Here is a 20,244-nt window from a genome sequence, read left to right on the forward strand (position 1 = left end):
TCTTCCATAATAGGCGATCGCCTCAATGAAATCTGATTTCTTTCCCACTAAAAGCTCGTTCCTAGTTTAAGATGCTCACTACTTAATTTCGGGGAACGCATTTGCTATGTCTGGCTCAGCTTAAATCCATTCATGAGCATCTAGATTTAGGGCATGGATTAACCATTGAAGCTTACGCCCGCCTAATTGATACTACCCGTGCCATACTAGAAACTCATAATACGCTTTTGTCTAATCTTGAGGAATCTCGTAAGACAATCAGGCAGATGGACAAAGCACTCTCGGAAATGTCTGAGAGGATGCTTAGTGGAATCGCTACTATATACCAATACAGTTCAGTTAAGCCCAAAAAATTAAATTATGTAGGTTGGGTTGAGGAACGAAACCCAACGTTTGCAGGCCTTTGTTGGGTTTCACTGCGTTCAACCCAACCTACAATTATTCTTAACTGAACCGTATTGTACTATATACGGCAGAAACAGCATGGAGTATTCAAAAGCAGGCGGCTCTAATCGAAAGCGGGGTAAACAATCTAGTTCACAAGTTCCTTCAGTTGTAGTGCTTCCCGTCACTCAACCCGCCCAAACTATGAATTGCAAACAAGTCAACTAACGGCAATCGCGGTTAACGCTTTCATTACGGCTAAAAAAGAGTGTTTATCTACCTCAACACAACCTTATCTTCAAACTATTGCATTGCTGAAATAGAACCGGGAATTTCTGATGATATAGTGCTGGACTTGGGTAATCAGGAAGGAGCGCTATTATTGACTTCTGATAAAGATTTTGGTGAGTTAGTGTTCCGTCTACGCCGTATCGCTTCAGGTGTTGTGCTAATTCGATTATCAGGATTATCTACAATCAGCAAAGCGGAAATTGTTACCCGTGCGGTAAATGAACATGCTGACGAGTTGCTGGGAGCTTTTACTGTCATCACACCGACAAATATTCGTATTCGCAAAATTGAGAATTGAATGCTTACATAAAGCGAGACCTCCGGTAAGCTTTACTAACGCTCCACTCTTCTGCAATAGGCGATGTCTACAGTTGGCTACGCCTACGTATTTATCTTCGCATAACAATTTTTTCAAGAAATATGAGACGATAGAAATATTAGAACAGTCAAAAAAACGTGAGTCAACAAGACAAACTCTTAGCCAAAATCCAATCGGGTACTTCTGATACAGATATTCCTTTTGCTCAGTTGTGGCAACTCTTATATAGTTTAGGCTTTGATGAAAGGATTCGTGGTAATCACCGCATCTTTGTCAAACAAGGTGTTGAGGAGATATTAAACCTACAACACAAAATAGGAAAAGCCAAAAGCTATCAAGTTAAGCAAGTTCGTGCAGTGATTCTCAAGTATCAGCTAGGAATTAAAAATGATGCCTCACTATGAAATTATTCTCTATTGGAGTGAAGAAGATGCAGCATTTATTGCCGAAGTACCAGAATTACCAGGCTGTGCTGCTGATGGCGAAACTTATCAAAAAGCACTGCAAAATGTAGAAATTGTTATGCAGGAATGGATAGAAGTAGCTAAGGATTTAGGGCGTCAAATTCCTCAACCGCGACGGCGCTTAATATCTATAGTAGAGAATAAAGAATTGGGGATTGGGAATTAGGAATAGGGAATTATTAACAGGCTTGAAAAGTATAAATTTGGAGCTTAATAGATATCAAACAAATGATATAAGTATTTGAGTAATTACAATTAAATAATAGATTTATTAATTCGCAGTCCCATGATCACTAAGTCCCGTTCAACCTCATCAAGTTCTGCGATTTTAGGTAAATGCCCCCAATGTTGAAAGCCAAATGTCTCAAACAGCTTTAAGCTGGGTTGATTATGGGCAAAAATAAAGCCTACGAGGGTCTTTATACGTAAGTTAGGACTTTCACTAATTGCTTTTGCTAAAAGTTGCCGTCCTAAACCACGTCGATGAAAAGCAGAGGCGATGTAAATACTAATTTCGGCAGTTGTATTATAGGCTGGTCGCCCATAAAATGATTGAAAACTGAGCCACCCAGCAATTACTCCTTCTACTTCGATTACCCAGAGTGGGCGTTGTGAAGGCGATCGCCCTTTAAACCAAGCCAAGCGGTTTTCTACAGATACAGGCTCTAAATCAGCGGTTGCCATACGGCTAGGAATTGCAGCATTATAAATTGCCACAATTGCAGGCAAGTCAGTTTCAGTGGCGTGGCGAATAGTCATTGCTACTGTCTCAAAGAAAATCTGGAAAAAATATTTAAAAATAATACAGCGTTAACAATAGCAATTTTACGGCTCCCACCTTAAAATAAGACTTTAACCATTAACTCAGAAATTCATTCCTGAGCGATTGTTGGGAGAAGTGCAAGATTTCAGTTTATGGAAGCTGAGGTAGTTCTAAAAGGCTGGCAACTAAAGCAATCAACTCTGTGGGGTCAATTGGCTTAGATAGATGCTTCTGAAACCCTGCTGAAAGGGCTTTTAATCGGTCTTCTTCTCGCGTGTATGCTGTTAGAGCGATCGCCGGGATGCATCCGCCTTTTTCTGTTTCTAAAGAGCGCAGTTGACGAATCAACGTGTAACCATCTTGATCCGACATCCCAATGTCGCTAATTAAGACATCTGGTTTTGATTGTTCTAGGATTTTTAGCGCTTCATCAACTGATGCTACCGCAGTGGCGATCGCTCCATACTCTTCAAACATGAAACTGAGAAAGTTACGGGTATCCGCTTCATCATCTACAACTAGAACTCTTAATCCAGCAAGGGGAGTAGAGCCAGCAGGCAAGGAAGTTTCTCCCTGTGTTTGTTTATCCCTACTACCTCTATTTTCGCGTAGCAGTGGCAGTCTGACGGTAAAGGTTGCTCCCTGTCCTGTACCTGGACTTTCAGCCGAGATTGTGCCTTTGTGCAGTTCTACCAGATGGCGGACGATCGCTAATCCCAATCCTAGTCCATTGTGCGATCGTGTTGTCGTGCTATCTGCCTGTCGGAACCGCTCAAATACTTTGGGTAAAAATTCTGGGCTGATGCCAACACCCGTATCAACAACTTGAATTTGGGCAGATTTGATAGTTGTTAATTCTTCCTGACTACTGACCATTGATAAAGTAACTTCTACCTTGCCACCTTTAGGAGTGAACTTAATGGCGTTAGTTAGGAGATTCCAGACAACTTGTTGTAAACGGGCTGAATCGCCAAAGACTGATCCTATGGAAGTATCCAGGATAGTGTTTAATTGAATACCTTTTGTCTCTGCTAAGGGACGTACTGCCTCTAAGGCTGCTTCGGTTACAGTTACCAAATTCACAGCACAAATATTTAACCGCAGTTGACCGCGGATAATCCGTGATACATCCAAAATATCCTCAATCAATTGCACCTGAGACGTAGCGTTGCGTTCAATCGCCTCCAGGGCGCGAGCAGTTGCTTTTTCGTCAAGTTTCTTGGAGCGGAGGATTTTTGACCAACCCAGCATTGAGGTTAGGGGTGTGCGAAGTTCATGGGAGAGAACGGCAAGAAACTCATCTTTCATCCGATTTGCCGCTTCTGCTTCCGCCCTTGCTGTTTGTTCTCGAATTACTTGAGCGCGGACTTCTTCGGCTTGTTTGCGTTCGGTAACATCTTCGAGCGTACCTACATACCCCAGCAATTCGCCTTGACTCGAAAGCATCGGTGATGACCGAACCTGAACCCAACGGATATGGCCATGAGCATTTTTAAACCGAAATTCTTCAGAGTAGTCGCGACCATAACTAATGTAGTTAGACCAGCTGGCGATCGCTTTCTCGCGGTCATCTGGATGAACAGATTCCAGCCACCTCTTGACTAGACTCTCTGCTGGCCTGAGTCCACAAATTGCCTGATAACGGGGATTAGTATATTTACAGCGCCCTTCAGTGTCAGTCTCAAAAATCCCAATAGGTGAACAGGTACTCAGTGAACGGAAGCGTTCTTCACTTTGCCTAAGTTCAGCATTGACGGCTACTAGTTCAGCAGCTTGTCGCTTAACTGCTTCTGTTTTCTTAAATAATTCTACAAATACTGTGACTTTAGAAGTCAAGATATTCGGGTCTATTGGTTTGAGCAGATAATCGACTGCACCTAGGGCATAGCCTTTAAACAACATTTGGTCGCTGGTGCTAAAGGCGGTGAGAAAGATGATTGGAGTGTGACGCGATCGCCCCCGATTGCGAATCAAGGTAGCAGTTTCAAAACCATCAATCCCTGGCATTTGCACATCCAGCAAAATCACCGCAAAGTCCTGATGTAACAGACACCTCAAAGCTTCTTCCCCAGAAGTTGCTCTCACCAGATTCTCCCCCAATTTTTCCAGGATTGCCTCTAGTGCCAGCAAATTTTCCAGTTTATCATCAACTAGGAGGATGTTTACTTTGGGTTCCATCTGCATGGTTTCATTTCCGTATAGAGTGACAAAGCTTAACTATCTTGGAAGCAATGTCTGAGAGTGACAAAATATAGTCTACTGCAACAGCAGAAATTGCTGCTTCTGGCATAATGCAACTCTCAGCAGTGGCAGGTTCTTGAACAATAGTGAGTCCTCCCCGCGCTTTCACTTTTTTCAGACCTTGAACACCATCTTGGTTCGCTCCTGTCAATATTACACCGATGACTTGCTGAGCGTATATATCAGCTGCCGACTCAAACAGCACATCAATCGATGGTCGCGCATAAGAAACAGGCTCATCAGTAGAAAGAGCAAAGTGATTTGGTTCAATTAGTAAGTGATAATCTGCTGGAGCTAGGTAGACATGCCCTGACTTTATTTCGTCTTTGTCTTCCACTTCTCGAATCGGCAACAAAGTGTGCTCTTGTAATAATTTATTCAGTGTCTCGTCAGACTCTTTGTGGCGGTGTTGCACGATCGCGATCGGCACTGAAAAGTCTGCTGGTAAGTTTCCCAGAATAATCTTTAGTGCAGATAATCCGCCCAAAGAAGTCCCAATAACCACTATTTTAAACGACACTTGTTTAGCCCTCATACCTGCGGAATCAGGATTGCAATCTTGATGCAACTCGATGGTTATAGAATACTTTTAGCATTCTCCAGTCCCTCCAATGCTTATCGCTTAAAGGGTAAAGGATGAATTCAAACCTTTACCCTTTAACCCTTAACCTTTTGCCAGACTATAAGGGATATTTTTAGGCTCAACCGAAAAGTCTTGCCAGCCCTTCGACAATTACTAACTTACCTTGATTTAGCATTTATACCATCTATTTCAAAGTATATATTTTTGTTATTGGCATTACAAATATATATTTTATAAATGTGAACTAGTTTACATAAACACAGATCCTTGGCATTTAATAATATTTTAAGAATGCAAAGACAGATACATTATAAAACCTAGCTTTTGCTAAATAAATAACTTTTAATTTTTAATTTTTAATTTTTTGACAATTCACAAAAATTTACCTAAGCTAAAAGATAGGTTAAGCAAATCAAACAAGTGACAGCGATTTAGTTTAGCTACATCAATAATTGCTGTTGCAAAGTATCGACGCAGGAAAATGAATCGCAACCACAATCATTAGACCGCTTGCAAAAGTCAGAAAACTATTAATTTCATTCTGACCAGAACGTAGTGAAGGAAAGAATCTCACTCCTATGTTTCGCTCCGCTCAACATGACACTTTAAGCATTTATGCAACAGGTCTATTTACTTTAAAAGCAAATTCAGCAGATTGCACCAGGTAGATATTAAACAAATTCTGGTCATCTAGGAATAGATGCTGATGGTGATGTTAGTGAGTATTCATCAATCAATAAAATTTGACCCAGGTGCAGTATATATTTCCAGGAGAACCCATGTTTGAGTATCTTACGTCTTTGAACGATCATAATTTACCCTACCCAGATACGATTCATCCCATCGTTGTCCACTTCGTAATTGCGATGGTATTGTTTTCCTTCTTCTGTGATGTAGTTGGTTATTTTACTGGTAAAACCCATCTTTTTGAGGTGAGTTGGTGGAATATGTTTGTCGCTACAATCGCCATCTTCGTCGCCGTCATTTTTGGTCAGTTTGAAGCTGGCTTAGCCCAACCTTACGACCTAGCTAAATCAGTGCTAAATATGCACACACTCATTGGTTGGTCGCTTTCTGGAATCATCGCTGCAATTACAGCATGGCGCTATGTAATTCGTACCCGCAACCCACACAAATTACCGATTTATTATCTGGCAGCAGGGCTACTTTTGACCCTAATAGTTGGCTTCCAGGTATATCTCGGTGATGAACTTGTTTGGGTATATGGATTGCACACAGTGCCAGTTGTGGAAGCAGTAAAGAATGGTATGTCATGAACTCAGAACTAATTGATCAATTGAGCGCACAACTGGGTGCAAATGGATTGCCTTACACCATTCCCATTCATCCCAACTTAGTGCATCTTACCCTAGGTCTATTCATTATTGGAGTGACCTTTGATATCGTCGGTGTTTTGTTTCCCTTCCAAAAATGGGTTTTCAAATTTTTAGCAATTACCGTTGAACGTGACAACTTCTTTAATGTTGGCTGGTACAACATGTTAGCTTCCAGCATCATTACATTTTTCACGGTAGCAGCAGGCTTTTACGAAATGCTGCTAGCAGCACCACCCGCTGATATCAAAAGTGCCTGGGGATTGCAGGCAATGGAAACCATGCTTTGGCACGGTGTTGGTGGTGTGTTTTTATTAGCGCTGATTGTTGGCATGACCGTCTGGAGAGGATGGCAGCGCTTCGTTTGGGGCAAAAACGCAGATAAACAAGTGCAGTGGAGTTATTTGCTCACAGGGATCACAGTCATGTTGATTATGTTCGTCCACGGCACACTAGGGGCGCAAATGGCTACCGAATTTGGCATACACAATACCGCAGATAACTTACTGCGATTAGGCCAAGACCTCAATACAACACTCAAATAATTGTCATTTGTCATTTGTCATTTGTTCAATGCCCAACGCCCAATAACCCTTAACCATGAAAATCCAGAAGATTTTAAACATTTTGACATTGATTACGGGTGCGATCGCAGTGACTACTACTAGTCTCTGGATTGGAAAACAGGCTTATTCCTGGCTTCCACCACAAGCAGCAGCCGAATCTCGACTAATTGATGATTTGATTAGTTTTTTGGTAACGCTGGGTGCATTCATCTTCCTGGGAGTGACTAGCACTCTCATGTATTCGGTGATTTTCCATCGCGCCAAAAAAGATGACTACAGCGATGGCCCCCCAATTGAAGGCAATATCACACTGGAAGTTGTCTGGACAGCCATCCCAATTCTGCTAGTGTTTTGGATTGCGGGTTACAGCTACCAAGTATATGAGCAAATGGGAATTCAAGGCCCGATGGAGCATGTACATTTCCATCTGCCGATGGCTATGCAATCTGCATCCGCAGCGCCAAAAGACCCAGCAAGCGACGCCTTAACTGAACCAGTAGAAAAAATTGATGTACTAGCTAAACAGTGGGCTTGGGTTTTTCACTATCCCCAAAAAGATATTACCAGTACCGAATTGCATTTACCTAGCGATCGCCGGGTGCGTTTAGCGCTGCAATCAGCAGACGTTCTGCACGGCTTCTACATTCCAGCATTTCGCCTCAAACAGGACGTAATTCCTAACCACACTATCGACTTTGAATTTACTCCCACCCGCACAGGCGAATATCGATTGACCGATTCCCAATACAGCGGCACATACTTTGCGACCATGCAAGCCAATGTAGTCGTCGAATCTCCTGAAGATTATCACCAATGGCTAGCCCAAGCTGCAACCCAAAAACCATCTGTGGCAAATAATCAAGCAGCTTCCGAATATGCTCAAGCATCCAATCAGTCAGTCAAAACTGGTTGGACTACTGTTGCACCTGCGGTAGCTCCTCTAGTCAATGCCCATTAGGGGAGTCAACAGTTCAAAGTAAATCATTTGTCGCTCCTTTAAAAAGTTAAGAGTCCTCCAGTCCAAATTTTGACCCTTGACTGTTGACCCTGGACTCTTTGAGTAGCACCCGGTTAAAAGGAAAATAACCAATGACTAATATTCCTATTGACAGTATCAGTATCGCCAGCCAGCAGCCCAACCACGAATCTCCGGGTAATTGGAAAGAATACTTTAGCTTTAGTACAGATCATAAAGTAATTGGTATCCAGTACCTCGTTACTTCTTTCTTCTTCTTTCTTGTTGGCGGTATCTTTGCGATGGTGATTCGGGGAGAACTAATTACACCCGAATCAGATTTAGTTGACCGCACCGTCTACAACGGTATGTTCACCATGCACGGCACTGTAATGCTGTTTTTGTGGACATTTCCGTCGCTAGTTGGTTTTGCCAACTATTTAGTGCCCCTGATGATTGGGGCGCGAGACATGGCATTTCCCCGCCTCAACGCCGTTGCCTTTTGGATGGTTCCAGTAGTCGGGATTCTAATGATGGGCAGTTTTTTCATCCCTGGTGGCCCAGCCCAAGCCGGCTGGTGGTCTTACCCGCCAGTTAGTCTACAAAACCCCACAGGTAACTTGATTAATGGTCAAGTTCTCTGGTTGCTAGCAGTGGCAATATCAGGCGTGTCCTCAATTATGGGGGCAGTCAACTTTGTTACCACAATCGTCAAAATGCGAGCACCAGGCATGGGCTTCTTCCGAATGCCCCTATTTGTTTGGGCAGTATTTAGCGCCCAGATTATCCAACTATTTGGACTACCTGCACTAACAGCAGGTGCGGTGATGCTGCTACTTGACCTCACAGTTGGTACCGCCTTTTTTGACCCAGCTAAGGGCGGGAATCCAGTTATGTTTCAGCATTACTTCTGGTTCTACTCCCACCCTGCCGTTTATGTGATTATTCTGCCTGTATTTGGGATTTTCTCAGAAATCTTCCCAGTTTATTCACGTAAACCCCTGTTTGGCTATAAGGTAGTCGCCGTTTCATCCATCTTGATTGCCGTAGTCAGCGGTATTGTTTGGGTACATCACATGTACGTTAGCGGTACACCTGGTTGGATGCGGTTAATTTTCATGCTGACAACAATGTGTGTATCTGTACCCACTGGCATTAAAGTCTTTGCTTGGGTGGCGACCATCTGGGGCGGTAAGCTGCGGTTGAATACAGCAATGCTATTTGCTCTAGGTGCATTGGTCATGTTTGTCTTCGCCGGTATTACAGGCATCATGCTTTCCTCTGTGCCTGTTGATGTACACGTTAACAACACCTATTTTGTAGTAGGTCACTTCCACTACGTCCTTTACGGCACGGTGACGATGGGCTTATATGCCGCCATCTACCACTGGTTCCCCAAAATGACCGGGCGGATGTACTCCGAAGGCTGGGGTAAATTGCATTTTTGGTTAGCATTCATTGGCACTAACCTCAACTTTTTACCCATGCACCCTTTAGGACTACAAGGGATGTTACGTCGAGTCTCTTCCTACGCCCCAGAGTATGCATTCTGGAATATCATCGCTAGTCTCGGCGGATTTCTATTGGGAATGTCCACCTTACCATTCATTTTCAACATGGTGATTTCTTGGATGCAAGGTGAGAAAGCACCTGATAACCCTTGGCGAGCAATTGGACTAGAGTGGATGGTTTCTTCACCACCCCCAGTCGAGAACTTTGAAGAAATTCCCATCGTTATTTCTGAACCTTATGGCTACGGCAAGTCAGAACCATTGACAGCTAACTTACAAAGCCATAACTCTTTGTCTACCAACGCAACATTAACAGACCTAGAGTAACGCAGAGAATTAGAGGTACGCACAAACCCTCTGCGTACCTCTGCGCTTCCCTCAGCGTTCCTACCCTGCGGGAAGACGTTCGCGTAGCGTCTCGTAGAGAAGCGCCTATGCGTTTCAAATTCAACCTCAAGTTAAAAGAGAATTCCCCCAATGGACAGTTATATCATTTCCGACGAATTGCACCAGACAGCGGCAGAACACAGCCACGACGAAGAAGGCAACAAAATGTTTGGCTTCATTGTGTTTCTCCTGTCTGAAAGCGTTATTTTTTTAAGTTTTTTCGCAGGATATATTGTCTACAAAACAACGACCCCTAACTGGCTACCATCTGGTGTTTCTGGACTAGAAATTAAAGAACCAACCATCAACACAGTAATTCTTGTAGCCAGTAGCTTTGTTATTTATTTAGCAGAACGTGCTCTTCAACGCCATGACTTAGTAAAATTTCGCCTGTTTCTCTTAACAACAATGGCGATGGGAACTTACTTTCTATTAGGACAGGCGATTGAATGGAACAGCCTCGCTTTTGGCTTCACTTCCGGGGTATTTGGTGGGACTTTCTACCTGCTAACTGGCTTCCACGGTTTACACGTTTTGACCGGCATTTTGTTGCAGTTAATTATTTTTGTACGCTCCTTCATTCCCGGAAACTACGACTCAAGTCACTTCGGCGTCAATGCGACCTCGTTGTTCTGGCACTTTGTTGATATTATTTGGATTATTTTGTTTATCCTCATCTACATCTGGCAGTAAACATTAAATCTGCTTTCATTCTGTGTTGCGATCACAGTTAAAGTCTATTACTGAGCAATGAATCAAAATAATGCTGCTCGTTTTCACTTCTAAACTCAGCATTCATTGCTCAGTACTGCTTCACTGAATCAATCCGCTCGTAAGTAATAGGTTTTATTATAAAGTCTAAATCTAGTAGCTTTTACGCCCCCGCAATTTTCTTATAGAGCTTCTCGCCCTTGGCTATTTCTTCATAGTACTGTTCATAAGGAGTGAATCTGATCGATTCTTGTCGTCCTAAACCCAAAAGACCAAAGTTGCAAAGACTATTATAAAAAAGTTCATGTACCCGCTTTTGAAGGACTTGATTGAAATATATTAAAACGTTACGACAAATAATAATATTAAATTCATTAAAAGAACCATCGGTTGCCAAATTATGCTGAGCGAATACTACGTTTTCTCTTAAAGATGTCCGAAAAATGGCATTGTCATAAGCCGCTGTATAATATTCTGAAAAAGACCGTTTACCACCTGCTTTCAGGTAAAGCTGAGTATATTCCTGCATCAGTTTCAGGGAGAAAATACCGCTCCTGGCAGTTTGTAGTACCTTCTCGTTAGTATCAGTAGCATATATCCGACAACGATGGTAAAGCCCTTCTTCTTGCAGCAAAATTGCCATTGAGTATACTTCCTCCCCAGTGGAGCAGCCAGCGTGCCAAATCCGAATAAAAGGATACGTTTGCAAGAACGGAATAACTTGATTTCTCAAGGCTTTATAAAAACTGGGGTCACGAAACATTGATGTTACATTCACCGTTAAACCCAGCAAAAACCGTTCGAGATAGGAGCGATTGTGGAGTAACTGCTCTTGCAATGCAGAAATATTGGCTAACCCTTCTAGCTGTATAAAGCTCAGAATGCGGCGCTTGAGTGAGGAGAGAGCATAATTACGGAAGTCATAACCGTAATATTGGTACACTCCCTCTAATAGCAACTGGATTTCAATATCCTCCAAAGTAGGTTTGGGCAAAGTCATAGTAGGAATTAGCATATCTATCTGCTGAGCCAATTACTGAAATACGCTAGCTATTCAACAAATTCAACTGCTTGCAGCTAGCAAAGCAACTATAGTGGTTTGCACTTGAATGCAATAAACTCACCTCTCCTACCAGAAAGGGAAATCTTTGCTCCTCTTCCCTAAATTAGATTTACTTTTCTCAATTGAAAACGACTATTTTTCTTAAAATACCTTATTTATCACCAACTTTTAACACAATATGCTGATAGTATTTTAATAATTCCAGACAATAATCATAGAGTTTCGCCTGAGATTATCCAGTTTGCCGATTGAATTTGCCATTTAAACTGTAATACTGCTACCTCTGAGCTTCAGTTTAAATAAGTCAATGTTATGCCCAAACAGGCGATCGCTACTATTGAAATCCCAGTTAGCCATCTAACCTGGTAGCGCAGATGTTTAATCTCTAGGCTAAGACTTTCCGTTTGTGATAAAGAATATGGCTGAAGTTGTTCAGCTTCAATAGCTATCTCTTGAGCTATTTCTTGAGGTATATTTTGTAATCCTTTAAAAGTTATCTGTAAGTGTAGCCAATCAGTAATTAGTTTGGGACAGTTCTTCTTAAACCAATCAAAGGCTAAGACTCTAAAAACTGGTTTAGACATTCGGGCAATTAATTTCATCACCCTGTTTAAAGGTCGCAAGCGAATCTTTTGGTTAATCAGGTTGACTGAGCCAACATCATAGAGACAATCCAGAATTAGTTTGACAGTGGCTTCTTCACTGTTAATTAAATTTTGTATTAAAAGCAGAACATCACGCATACGCTCTGCTTCATTCTGTGTTTCTGGCAACGTTTCTGAAGGCTGTACTAAGGTCTTTAGGGGTTTTTGTCTAACTATTGTCATACTGGTAAAATAACAGCCACATTATTTTAAGTACACCTATCTATTGAAAGAAATATATTTTATCTAGAGGGAGAACATAAAAAGTGAATATTTCTTTGATCTTTATTAGACCTCTTGCATAAATGCTTAAATTGTCATGTTGAGCGTTCGCCCTGGTCTCGCAGAGAAGCGAAACATAGGAGTAAGATTCTTTCCTGCGGAACCAAGGCTAACTTGCTTCCCGGTAGGGGTACAGTCTACTACGTTCTGGTCAGAATGACACTTATAATTTTCGGACTTTTGCAAGAGGTCTATTACAGGACTTACGCACTGAAGCCTGAAACCTAGATCCCCCCTAGCTCACGCCAGTCGCTCCACTTGGGGAGACCCCATCGCATGATTGCGTCTCCCCTTGGGAGAAGACCGCGCTGGCTCCCCTTAAGAAGGCTACGGTGTACACACAAGTCTTTTAGAGTTGCCCCACAGGCTTTTGATCCCCCCAACCCCCCTTCAAAAGGGGGGCAAAAACCTCTCAAAGTCCCCCTTTTTAAGGGGGATTTAGGAGGATCTACAACGATTTTGGTTTTGTACAGAGATGTGTGTACACCGTAGCTTTTTAAGGGGGGAACTTCTAAAGCCCCCTTTTTAAGGGGGTTGGGGGATCTGAGTGCGTAAGTCCTGTATTATTCCGAGGCTGAACAGATACACTGTGCCAGGATTTGTATGTACACCATAGCCTCCTACAGCAGAGAAGGCTGAACCCTCCGTCTTTAGAATTCTGATACCTTCTGCTCTGCCCTGGCGACTAGAAGTCGCGGCTATACAAACAAAACCCGCCTGCGCGGGTTAAAGACTGAGACTTTCGCAATTGTGCTTATACCTAAGTCGGTGAACCAGATGCTGATTACAGGCAATGCAGCTAAGAAGAAGTGCAAGCTGCGGCTGTTTTTGAAAGAAGCGTATTGAAAAATTAACTGACCGAAGTAGTCGTGACCCGCAACGATGTTGTAGGTTTCTTCTCACGAATCAACATTCTCTTTAATCGAACGGTGGAGCAGGCGGCAAGGCCAGCAGAAAGCTCCACAAATACTTACCGAGGCAATAGCAGCGGCAACTCGCCAAGTCAAACTAGGTGGAGTGGCATCTGAGGGTTGGTTTTGTGCGCCTTTAGCTAGTTCTGGAGCGGAATTACATAGCTGACTGGCTGTACTCACCCCTTCAATCGCCGCTCCAATTAGATAAGCTACCAGGGCAATTCCTAGCCAGTGATTTATCATGTTGTACTATTGGAATTCTGATGAGGATGCTCGACAATAAGCAATTATTTGGTTTCTCGTGCTAATGATTGCTTTGCCCAACAGATAGTCTGCCTTCAGCGGTGTCGCGAATGAGGGGCAGTTTAGATTTGATGTAAGTATTGAGGCTACCATCTGCCTGAGCGTCAAGCCCTTGCTTGGCTTTCAACTGCTGGAGGAGTAATTGCACTAGAGCAGCATCGTCAAAGTGGAGCAGGATACTGACCTGAGTAGACTCGATTACAGCCCACAGTTGTTGCATCATTTTGGCAGTGATCATGAGTCTCAAACCTCTTAAGCTTTTCTTTATATTTACACACTTTTGCAATCCACGGTAAGTTTTTGTCTCAGGTTTAATCAATCAACACAATTAGACAGGCGTGAAATAGCAAGATTTACACAAATCCTTATTTCATCTTATTTTCATTGATTTTGAGGTCAGAGTCGCCACCAGTGATTGTTTGGAATAAGTTTCCTAGGAAGAGGAAAAAAGCCGCGATCAACAATATGAGCATTAAACTAGCAAGAGCAGCAAAGGGAGAGATGATCAGCGAGACTAACAAAGCAAACACCAAAATCGTTATTAGTGTTTTATTCATTATCTTTTTACCTGAAATAATTACTAATATCCAACTTACTAACTAAGTCAGGAACTCGTCTACATCCAATAGACGGAATCAGTCATATTTCTTTGGTAGTTTTTTGAAACGAAATTGACTGAGAAGATTTAGTTAGGTTAACTAACGAAGATGCTCAACTCCAGTCAATTAAATTCAGGTTTTGACGTATGCGCGATCGCGGAATGCGAAAATGTATAAAGTCTTGGGAAAGATAACTAAAAAACCATATATGGCATTTTGAGCTACCAAAGTATTCCTTAAGGTTATAGTCATTAGTTCTGATGATAGATGCAATACCTAAATTTAAATTGCTATTGTATAGCTGTGAGTAAAAAATACTTTCTAAATTAACAACAATGAACATTCTCGCTTGGATTGTTTTAGGTCTAATTGCTGGTGCCATCGCTAAAGCTATCTATCCTGGTCATCAAGGCGGCGGAATTCTCGGAACAATCTTGTTAGGAATTATTGGTGCTTTTGTTGGTGGTAGTTTAGGTGTATTCTTTAGTACGGGAACTTTATCCCTAGCCGCACCAAGTCTTAGCATTCCCGGTATCGCAGTTGCGGTTTTGGGTGCAATTGTAGCCGTTTTCCTCTGGAATTTACTAACCCGCAGAAGTGCTGCATAAAAGATTAAATCAGTCTCAACTCATAATTAATATCAGGGAATTAATTTTAACTGTTTATATCCCTGAATTAAATCGAAAGAATAGCGCCTACCTATACCTAGGGGGCGCTATTCTTTTTTTAATAAATACAAAATAAAGATTAGCAAAAACTTGAATGTAGTGCGTGAACGTAAAGATGTTTGTAGTCAGACATCGCCGTCTGTTAGAAGATGTTAGAAAAGTTCACGGTTGTATAGAGATCCCCCCTTGCTCCCCTTTTTAAGGGGGAATAACCTTCTCAAAGTCCTCCTTTTTAAAGAGATTTAGGAGGATCTAAAGTTTTTGATACATCAGCCACCACTTTTAAAACATCCTCTTAAATAGACCTCTTGCAAAAGTCAGAAAACTATTAGTGTCATTCTGACCAGAACGTAGTGGAGGGTTCGCGTAGCATTCCGCAGGAAAGAATCTCACTCCTATGTTTCGCTCCGCTCAACATAGCAATTTAAGCATTTATGCAAGAGGTTTAATGTTGCTGATGTTGAGCGCCAGATTTGTGGGATACTAGTGCAGCAAGGTATAAGGCAGCACGCTGTACTAAAACAATGGAAACGCAGAGATACACTACCATTTCATTCCAATTCAAATATGAAACAGCTTTCAAAACTGACTTAGCACAGGTTGATATTGCTGTGTGAGTTCGCATCTAACACAGCTTCATCCCTTTATTAAAAACTATTATGCTAATTGCATTCAAAAAACAGCTAAATAACCTGTTAGCTAACTCTCTGATGGCGACAAGTTTCAGTCATGTCCGAGTTAACTTGATCGCAAAATAAGACCTGCTATGTGTCATTGCATAAAAAGTTCCCAAAAAGTAATTTTAGAAAGATTTTTTGACACTTACTACTTGATTATTTAGGCGAACAATTTATCTAAGCTTACTCACATGTCCCAAGCCACTACCAAAATGTATTTGTCCCTGCCACAGCCAAGTTTAGCTTTGTTTTGACTTAAAAGGTTACAAACTTACACTATTAAATTTAAGTAAATAAGTAAAAAAAGTATGAAAAAGTCCGTTAAAGTCATATCTAAAATAAACTTTATTACTTTTTTTACAAATGAATATCGAAGAAGCATTAGTAATTTTAGACACATTTCTTGAACAAAGCTTAAATGACGTTCAGGAGCTAGTGTTTCGCCAAGCTTGGGAAGGACAAACTTATCCAGAAATAGCAGAAAGTTCTGGTTACGATGCCAATTACATAAAAGATGTTGGTTCTAAGTTATGGAAGTTACTGTCACAGGCTTTGGATGAGGAGGTTACGAAAAGTAATTTTCGGTCAGTTTTAAGACGGCGATCGCGTAGCATTGACTTTCGTGAAGCATCCCGTACCCCTGTAGAAACGCAAGCTACACGCAGCATTAGAGAAGAAAACATTATTCAAAACAGATCGCAGAATGTACAAGCAGCCTTAAAACACAGAGAAGAACTTGAGATTATCTCTAAGGATGATGAAATCTCAGAGTTACTTGTGGGAATAGAGGCACAAGAGAGGAGAAAATCCCTCAGTTCCAATTCTGAGTTCTTAGAAATTCCTAGTGGTTCAGTACCGCTCAATTCCTTTTTTTATATCGAGCGTCCGCCAATTGAAGAACGCACATATACCGAAATCAATAAACCTGGAAGCCTGATCCGAATTAAAGCCCCCAGCCAAATGGGGAAAACCTCCCTGCTGCAAAGAATTCTTGCTCATGCTAGACAGACTGGGCTACACACAGTACAAATCAGTTTGCAGCGGGCAGATAGTCAAGTTTTCACTAGCTTGGAAAAATTCTTACGGTGGTTTTGTGCCAACATCAGTCGGCAGTTGAACATAGAACCAAAGCTAGATGATTATTGGGATGAAGATATTGGTAGCAAAGTTAGCTGTACATTGTATTTACAAGGGTATTTGCTGCAAAAAATCGACTTTCCAGTAGTTTTAGCTTTGGATGAAGTGAATCGGATTTTCGAGTATCCAGAAATCTGTCGGGACTTTCTACCCTTACTACGCTCCTGGTATGAGGACGCTTCCGAACTAGAAATTTGGCAGAAACTCCGATTAGTGGTAGTTCATGCCACTGAGGCTTATATCCCGTTAGATATCAATCAATCGCCTTTCAATGTTGGGCTACCGATTAAGTTACCAGAATTTAATTTAGAGCAAGTGCAGGAATTAGCCATACGTCATGGGTTGGATTGGGTTAAATGTGAGGCGGGAGTGCATAAACTTACTCTGCTAAGAGCGATGATTGGCGGTCATCCCCATCTAGTACGTCTGGCTCTTTATCAGTTGGGACGTCACGAGGTAACTCTAGAGCAGTTATTACAAGATGCTCCCACAATTGCTGGAATTTATAGCAACTATTTACGGCATCACCTTGCGAATATCCAAGGGCATCCCGACCTGATAGCAGCACTCAAATCTGTAGTTACTTCGCCAACAAGCGTACAATTAGAAGCGATCGCTGCCTATAAATTAGAAAGTATGGGTCTGGTAAAACTTGAGGGAAACCAGGCAATGCCCAGCTGTGAGCTGTATCGACTGTATTTCCGCGAGCAATTGGGCTAAAAGCATGAATAAGTACGAATATCAAATCGGCGGTAGTCTGAAAGTAGAGGCTCCTAGCTATGTAGAACGACAAGCTGATTTTGAACTCTATAATTCTTTGCTACAGGGAGAGTTTTGTTATGTATTCAGCTCCCGACAGATGGGCAAATCTAGCTTGCGCTTACGAACAAGGCATCGATTAGAACAAGCAGGTTTTAGTTGTGCCTCTATCGACATGACCCGGATCGGTAGCGCAAATATTACCCCTGCTCAGTGGTATAAGGGCATAGTAGTTGACTTATTGAGAGGTTTTAATCTCTTTGAAAAAGTAAATTTAAAAGTTTGGTGGGCGGAGCGAGAAGATTTACCTGCACTACAGCGATTGAGCCAGTTTGTTGAAGATATTTTGTTAGTTCAGATCAAAAGCGAAAAAATATTTATTTTTATTGATGAGATTGATAGTGTTTTAGGTCTGAATTTTCCAGTTGTTGATTTTTTTGCGCTGATTCGGTCTTGCTACAATCAGCGAGCCGAAAATCCAGAATATAACCGCCTAACTTGGGCGCTGTTCGGAGTAGCAACGCCCTCAGATTTGATTGCCGATCGCAACTCTACCCCATTTAATATAGGCAAATCTATTGACCTGCACGGCTTTGCGTTGTCGGAAGTTCAGCCATTAGCAGCAGGTTTAGAGGGTAAGGTAGCTAATCCTATGGCGGTTCTCAAAGAGATTTTGGCTTGGACAGATGGTCAACCCTTTCTCACCCAAAAGCTATGTGAGATTGTGGTGCAAGAAAGAAATAGCGGGAGCAAGGATGTTCAAGAGCATAGAAGCCTAGAAGCCGATGACCGTTACAAGTTAGATGACCATTTGCCCATCATTAATTATCATCTCATCAGTTTTTATTACCAATTTCCATCGTTAATTTTAGAAAAGCTCGTGCAAACCCACATCCTTGAGAATTGGGAAGCCAATGACGAGCCAGAGCATTTGAAAACTATCCGCGATCGCCTCCTCACAGATGAGCAACGTGCAGGAGGTTTACTGGGACTGTACCAGCAAATTTTACAAGGGATTCAAGTATCTTCTGATGACGGAGAAGAACAAATCGATCTGCTGTTATCGGGGTTGGTGACTAAAGAGCAAGGACAATTGATAGTGAAAAACCGCATTTATCATGAGGTTTTCAGTCAAGCTTGGGTAGAGAAACAACTAGCAAAACTGCGACCCTATTCCCAAACATTAAATGCTTGGGTAGCTTCAGATTACCGTGACTATTCGCGGCTATTACGCGGACAAGCCTTGCTTGAGGCTCTAGCTTGGTCACAGGGCAAAAGCTTAAGCGATTTAGATTATCGGTTTTTAGCAGCTAGCCAAGAATTTGATCGGCGAGAAGTTGAGACATGGTTAGAGGCAGAACGTGCTAAAGAAGTTAAAGCCAGATTAGTTCAAGAACAAAAAGCTGCTAGATTTCAAAGATTGTTTTTTCTGGGTGCATTCAGTTGGGTATTATTGATTACTTTAGGATTAGGAATGGGAACTTTATTCGAGTATGGAAAGAACTGTTCAGTCAGATTTAAGCAATTGCTTCATTATCGGTAAGCAGCAAGAAATGCTGTCTCAGAAGATATTTTCAATGGTGATGTTTTACTCAAAGTTTCTTTCCAACTAAACTTGAGAAAAATCAAGCTATATGACTTTTTCTGACTAAATAATACAAAAAGATTTCAAACCTATTTCTATATTCCTAACTATTTCGGACTTTTTCAGGCTGTGTTTACCTAACCAAAAGCTTAATTTAGATTCAGGATTAAACAAAAACCATCCCAACTATACAAATTAAATAAATTTACAGGTGTCGAGTAAAAAATTGTTGGTAAATTATCAAAATAATGTAGTTTAGGAAATAAAGATTATGGCTTTTAATGCAACTCTAGAAACAAATAATAATATTGCCACCATCAAGTTGTCTGGCGAATTAGATGGGTTGACGGCATCGGTTTTCAAAATAGAAGTAGATAAAGCAGCATCTCAGAAAGTGAAATGTCTTGTTTTACTAATGCAGGATCTAGAATATATGTCTAGCGCTGGTCTACGGGTGCTGATTTTTGCTAAGCAAAAGATGGGTGCAAACGTTGATATTTACGTCGTTGGCGCTCAGGAGACGGTGATCAGTACATTGCAAAAGACTGGATTCGATCAAAGTGTGATTTTGCTAGATGATGATAATATCTCTGAACTCGAAAACGTTTAGAAGAAAGCATATTAATTAGTTTCTACAAGGCAATTGGTATGCAACCTTCTTTAACAGTGCCGGCAACCTTAGATTCACTTTCAACAATCGCTAAATATGTACTCGCAGCTACCGCAGCAGCCGATTTAGATAAAAAAGCTGCCTATCGATGCCGCTTAGCAATAGACGAAATAGCTACCAACATCATTACTTATGGCTATGGTCAAGCAGGTTACGAAGGGGTGTTGGACTTGCAAGCAGAGATTGACGAGCAAGCTCTAACCATTTCTATTGAGGATACAGGTGTAGCCTACAACCCTTCCCAAGCCCAGCTTCCAGACGAAGATCAGTTAAAGCTGCCCCTACAAGAGCGGTCAATTGGTGGTCTAGGCATATATCTTGCGCTTCATGAGGTCGATAAGTTTTTCTATGAGCGCGTTGGTGACAAAAATCGCAATATCTTCATTATGTATCGCTCAAAACCAACTTAGTATTCCACCACACCAACGTAAATA

Annotated in this window: 23 protein-coding genes and 1 pseudogene; 14 read left to right on the plus strand and 10 right to left on the minus strand. The window is 41.7% G+C overall.

Features of this window, described 5'->3' with window-relative positions:
* Window positions 1-101 precede the first annotated feature (101 nt).
* The 4 genes from HCR01_RS18205 to HCR01_RS18220 all read left to right on the plus strand — a co-directional run bounded on the left by HCR01_RS18205 (window position 102) and on the right by HCR01_RS18220 (window position 1,624).
* Window positions 102-452: a hypothetical protein gene (locus tag HCR01_RS18205; RefSeq protein ID WP_226889421.1), complete on the plus strand. Its 351-nt coding sequence runs from the start codon at window positions 102-104 to the stop codon at window positions 450-452.
* A gap of 200 nt (window positions 453-652) precedes the next feature.
* Window positions 653-973, plus strand: coding sequence for a DUF5615 family PIN-like protein (locus HCR01_RS18210; RefSeq protein WP_193197534.1), 321 nt, complete (start codon window positions 653-655; stop codon window positions 971-973).
* A 158-nt stretch (window positions 974-1,131) separates the two neighbouring features.
* Window positions 1,132-1,398 (plus strand): type II toxin-antitoxin system HicA family toxin, encoded by a 267-nt coding sequence (locus HCR01_RS18215; RefSeq protein ID WP_193197535.1) that lies wholly within the window; start codon window positions 1,132-1,134, stop codon window positions 1,396-1,398.
* Window positions 1,382-1,624 carry a type II toxin-antitoxin system HicB family antitoxin gene (locus HCR01_RS18220; RefSeq protein ID WP_193197536.1) on the plus strand — a complete coding sequence of 81 codons (243 nt, stop codon included), beginning with the start codon at window positions 1,382-1,384 and terminating at the stop codon, window positions 1,622-1,624. Before HCR01_RS18215 ends, HCR01_RS18220 begins: the two co-directional genes overlap by 17 nt.
* Window positions 1,625-1,713: 89 nt before the next feature.
* On the opposite strand, the gene HCR01_RS18225 is transcribed toward HCR01_RS18220, so the two are convergent.
* From HCR01_RS18225 to HCR01_RS18235, 3 genes are all read right to left on the minus strand, one after another.
* Window positions 1,714-2,217, minus strand: coding sequence for a GNAT family N-acetyltransferase (locus HCR01_RS18225; protein ID WP_193197537.1), 504 nt, complete (start codon window positions 2,215-2,217; stop codon window positions 1,714-1,716).
* A 154-nt stretch (window positions 2,218-2,371) separates the two neighbouring features.
* On the minus strand, window positions 2,372-4,405 hold the full coding sequence (locus HCR01_RS18230) for a response regulator (RefSeq protein WP_193197538.1): 2,034 nt from the start codon (window positions 4,403-4,405) through the stop codon (window positions 2,372-2,374).
* A gap of 4 nt (window positions 4,406-4,409) precedes the next feature.
* Window positions 4,410-4,982, minus strand: a complete 573-nt coding sequence (locus HCR01_RS18235) for a chemotaxis protein CheB (RefSeq protein ID WP_193197539.1) — start codon at window positions 4,980-4,982, stop codon at window positions 4,410-4,412.
* A gap of 842 nt (window positions 4,983-5,824) precedes the next feature.
* Between HCR01_RS18235 and HCR01_RS18240 the strand changes: the two genes are divergently transcribed.
* The 5 genes from HCR01_RS18240 (at window position 5,825) to HCR01_RS18260 (ending at window position 10,491) form a co-directional block, all read left to right on the plus strand.
* A complete protein-coding gene (locus HCR01_RS18240) occupies window positions 5,825-6,322 on the plus strand; it encodes a DUF2231 domain-containing protein (protein WP_193197540.1) in 498 nt (165 codons plus the stop codon).
* On the plus strand, window positions 6,319-6,924 hold the full coding sequence (locus HCR01_RS18245; RefSeq protein WP_193197541.1) for a DUF2231 domain-containing protein: 606 nt from the start codon (window positions 6,319-6,321) through the stop codon (window positions 6,922-6,924). The genes HCR01_RS18240 and HCR01_RS18245 overlap by 4 nt, the downstream gene beginning before the upstream one ends.
* A 55-nt stretch (window positions 6,925-6,979) precedes the next feature.
* Window positions 6,980-7,903 carry a cytochrome c oxidase subunit II gene (locus HCR01_RS18250; RefSeq protein WP_193197542.1) on the plus strand — a complete coding sequence of 308 codons (924 nt, stop codon included), beginning with the start codon at window positions 6,980-6,982 and terminating at the stop codon, window positions 7,901-7,903.
* A 131-nt stretch (window positions 7,904-8,034) separates the two neighbouring features.
* Window positions 8,035-9,738 (plus strand): cytochrome c oxidase subunit I, encoded by a 1,704-nt coding sequence (gene ctaD, locus HCR01_RS18255; RefSeq protein WP_193197543.1) that lies wholly within the window; start codon window positions 8,035-8,037, stop codon window positions 9,736-9,738.
* A gap of 150 nt (window positions 9,739-9,888) precedes the next feature.
* Complete coding sequence (locus HCR01_RS18260; protein ID WP_193197544.1) at window positions 9,889-10,491, plus strand: heme-copper oxidase subunit III; 603 nt, start codon at window positions 9,889-9,891, stop codon at window positions 10,489-10,491.
* Window positions 10,492-10,672: 181 nt separating this feature from the next.
* Here the strand turns inward: HCR01_RS18260 and HCR01_RS18265 are convergent, their stop codons facing one another.
* The 6 genes and pseudogenes from HCR01_RS18265 to HCR01_RS18290 all read right to left on the minus strand — a co-directional run bounded on the left by HCR01_RS18265 (window position 10,673) and on the right by HCR01_RS18290 (window position 14,272).
* Entirely contained in the window at window positions 10,673-11,509 is an 837-nt protein-coding gene (locus tag HCR01_RS18265) for a CheR family methyltransferase (RefSeq protein WP_193197625.1), read from the minus strand.
* Between the two features lie 353 nt (window positions 11,510-11,862).
* The gene (locus tag HCR01_RS18270; RefSeq protein ID WP_193197545.1) at window positions 11,863-12,399 is read right to left on the minus strand and encodes a hypothetical protein; all 537 of its coding nucleotides are present in this window, start codon (window positions 12,397-12,399) and stop codon (window positions 11,863-11,865) included.
* An 806-nt stretch (window positions 12,400-13,205) separates the two neighbouring features.
* A pseudogene (locus HCR01_RS18275) lies at window positions 13,206-13,397 on the minus strand (photosystem II q(b) protein); the annotation flags it as partial.
* On the minus strand, window positions 13,398-13,655 hold the full coding sequence (locus HCR01_RS18280; protein WP_193197546.1) for a hypothetical protein: 258 nt from the start codon (window positions 13,653-13,655) through the stop codon (window positions 13,398-13,400).
* A 61-nt stretch (window positions 13,656-13,716) separates the two neighbouring features.
* Window positions 13,717-13,953, minus strand: a complete 237-nt coding sequence (locus HCR01_RS18285; RefSeq protein ID WP_193197547.1) for a hypothetical protein — start codon at window positions 13,951-13,953, stop codon at window positions 13,717-13,719.
* 127 nt (window positions 13,954-14,080) lie between these two features.
* Window positions 14,081-14,272 (minus strand): hypothetical protein, encoded by a 192-nt coding sequence (locus HCR01_RS18290; RefSeq protein ID WP_193197548.1) that lies wholly within the window; start codon window positions 14,270-14,272, stop codon window positions 14,081-14,083.
* Window positions 14,273-14,649: 377 nt separating this feature from the next.
* On the opposite strand from HCR01_RS18290, the gene HCR01_RS18295 reads away from it, so the two are divergent.
* Window positions 14,650-14,922, plus strand: coding sequence for a GlsB/YeaQ/YmgE family stress response membrane protein (locus tag HCR01_RS18295; RefSeq protein ID WP_193197549.1), 273 nt, complete (start codon window positions 14,650-14,652; stop codon window positions 14,920-14,922).
* Window positions 14,923-15,427: 505 nt separating this feature from the next.
* Here HCR01_RS18295 and HCR01_RS18300 read toward each other — a convergent pair.
* Window positions 15,428-15,607 carry a hypothetical protein gene (locus tag HCR01_RS18300; protein WP_193197550.1) on the minus strand — a complete coding sequence of 60 codons (180 nt, stop codon included), beginning with the start codon at window positions 15,605-15,607 and terminating at the stop codon, window positions 15,428-15,430.
* A 415-nt stretch (window positions 15,608-16,022) separates the two neighbouring features.
* Here HCR01_RS18300 and HCR01_RS18305 point away from each other — a divergent pair, with 415 nt between their 5' ends.
* From HCR01_RS18305 to HCR01_RS18320, 4 genes are all read left to right on the plus strand, one after another.
* The gene (locus HCR01_RS18305) at window positions 16,023-17,516 is read left to right on the plus strand and encodes an AAA-like domain-containing protein (protein ID WP_193197551.1); all 1,494 of its coding nucleotides are present in this window, start codon (window positions 16,023-16,025) and stop codon (window positions 17,514-17,516) included.
* A 4-nt stretch (window positions 17,517-17,520) separates the two neighbouring features.
* Window positions 17,521-19,098, plus strand: a complete 1,578-nt coding sequence (locus tag HCR01_RS18310; RefSeq protein ID WP_193197552.1) for an AAA-like domain-containing protein — start codon at window positions 17,521-17,523, stop codon at window positions 19,096-19,098.
* Window positions 19,099-19,411: 313 nt separating this feature from the next.
* The gene (locus HCR01_RS18315) at window positions 19,412-19,750 is read left to right on the plus strand and encodes an anti-sigma factor antagonist (RefSeq protein ID WP_193197553.1); all 339 of its coding nucleotides are present in this window, start codon (window positions 19,412-19,414) and stop codon (window positions 19,748-19,750) included.
* Window positions 19,751-19,788: 38 nt separating this feature from the next.
* Window positions 19,789-20,220: an ATP-binding protein gene (locus HCR01_RS18320; protein WP_193197554.1), complete on the plus strand. Its 432-nt coding sequence runs from the start codon at window positions 19,789-19,791 to the stop codon at window positions 20,218-20,220.
* Window positions 20,221-20,244: the final 24 nt, after the last annotated feature.

It is taken from the genome of Nostoc sp. MG11 (assembly GCF_014904695.1).
Taxonomy (GTDB): Bacteria; Cyanobacteriota; Cyanobacteriia; order Cyanobacteriales; family Nostocaceae; genus Komarekiella.

Coding starts and splice junctions, on each gene's coding strand:
- HCR01_RS18295 (WP_193197549.1), top strand. CDS start 14,650: ATGAACATTCTCGCTTGGATTGTTTTAGGTCTAATTGCTGGTGCCATC.
- HCR01_RS18260 (WP_193197544.1), top strand. CDS start 9,889: ATGGACAGTTATATCATTTCCGACGAATTGCACCAGACAGCGGCAGAA.
- HCR01_RS18245 (WP_193197541.1), top strand. CDS start 6,319: ATGAACTCAGAACTAATTGATCAATTGAGCGCACAACTGGGTGCAAAT.
- HCR01_RS18230 (WP_193197538.1), bottom strand. CDS start 4,405: ATGCAGATGGAACCCAAAGTAAACATCCTCCTAGTTGATGATAAACTG.
- HCR01_RS18320 (WP_193197554.1), top strand. CDS start 19,789: ATGCAACCTTCTTTAACAGTGCCGGCAACCTTAGATTCACTTTCAACA.
- HCR01_RS18300 (WP_193197550.1), bottom strand. CDS start 15,607: ATGCGAACTCACACAGCAATATCAACCTGTGCTAAGTCAGTTTTGAAA.
- HCR01_RS18280 (WP_193197546.1), bottom strand. CDS start 13,655: ATGATAAATCACTGGCTAGGAATTGCCCTGGTAGCTTATCTAATTGGA.
- HCR01_RS18225 (WP_193197537.1), bottom strand. CDS start 2,217: ATGACTATTCGCCACGCCACTGAAACTGACTTGCCTGCAATTGTGGCA.
- HCR01_RS18240 (WP_193197540.1), top strand. CDS start 5,825: ATGTTTGAGTATCTTACGTCTTTGAACGATCATAATTTACCCTACCCA.
- HCR01_RS18250 (WP_193197542.1), top strand. CDS start 6,980: ATGAAAATCCAGAAGATTTTAAACATTTTGACATTGATTACGGGTGCG.
- HCR01_RS18305 (WP_193197551.1), top strand. CDS start 16,023: ATGAATATCGAAGAAGCATTAGTAATTTTAGACACATTTCTTGAACAA.
- HCR01_RS18290 (WP_193197548.1), bottom strand. CDS start 14,272: ATGAATAAAACACTAATAACGATTTTGGTGTTTGCTTTGTTAGTCTCG.
- HCR01_RS18310 (WP_193197552.1), top strand. CDS start 17,521: ATGAATAAGTACGAATATCAAATCGGCGGTAGTCTGAAAGTAGAGGCT.
- HCR01_RS18315 (WP_193197553.1), top strand. CDS start 19,412: ATGGCTTTTAATGCAACTCTAGAAACAAATAATAATATTGCCACCATC.
- HCR01_RS18270 (WP_193197545.1), bottom strand. CDS start 12,399: ATGACAATAGTTAGACAAAAACCCCTAAAGACCTTAGTACAGCCTTCA.
- HCR01_RS18285 (WP_193197547.1), bottom strand. CDS start 13,953: ATGATCACTGCCAAAATGATGCAACAACTGTGGGCTGTAATCGAGTCT.
- HCR01_RS18265 (WP_193197625.1), bottom strand. CDS start 11,509: ATGACTTTGCCCAAACCTACTTTGGAGGATATTGAAATCCAGTTGCTA.
- ctaD (WP_193197543.1), top strand. CDS start 8,035: ATGACTAATATTCCTATTGACAGTATCAGTATCGCCAGCCAGCAGCCC.
- HCR01_RS18220 (WP_193197536.1), top strand. CDS start 1,382: ATGATGCCTCACTATGAAATTATTCTCTATTGGAGTGAAGAAGATGCA.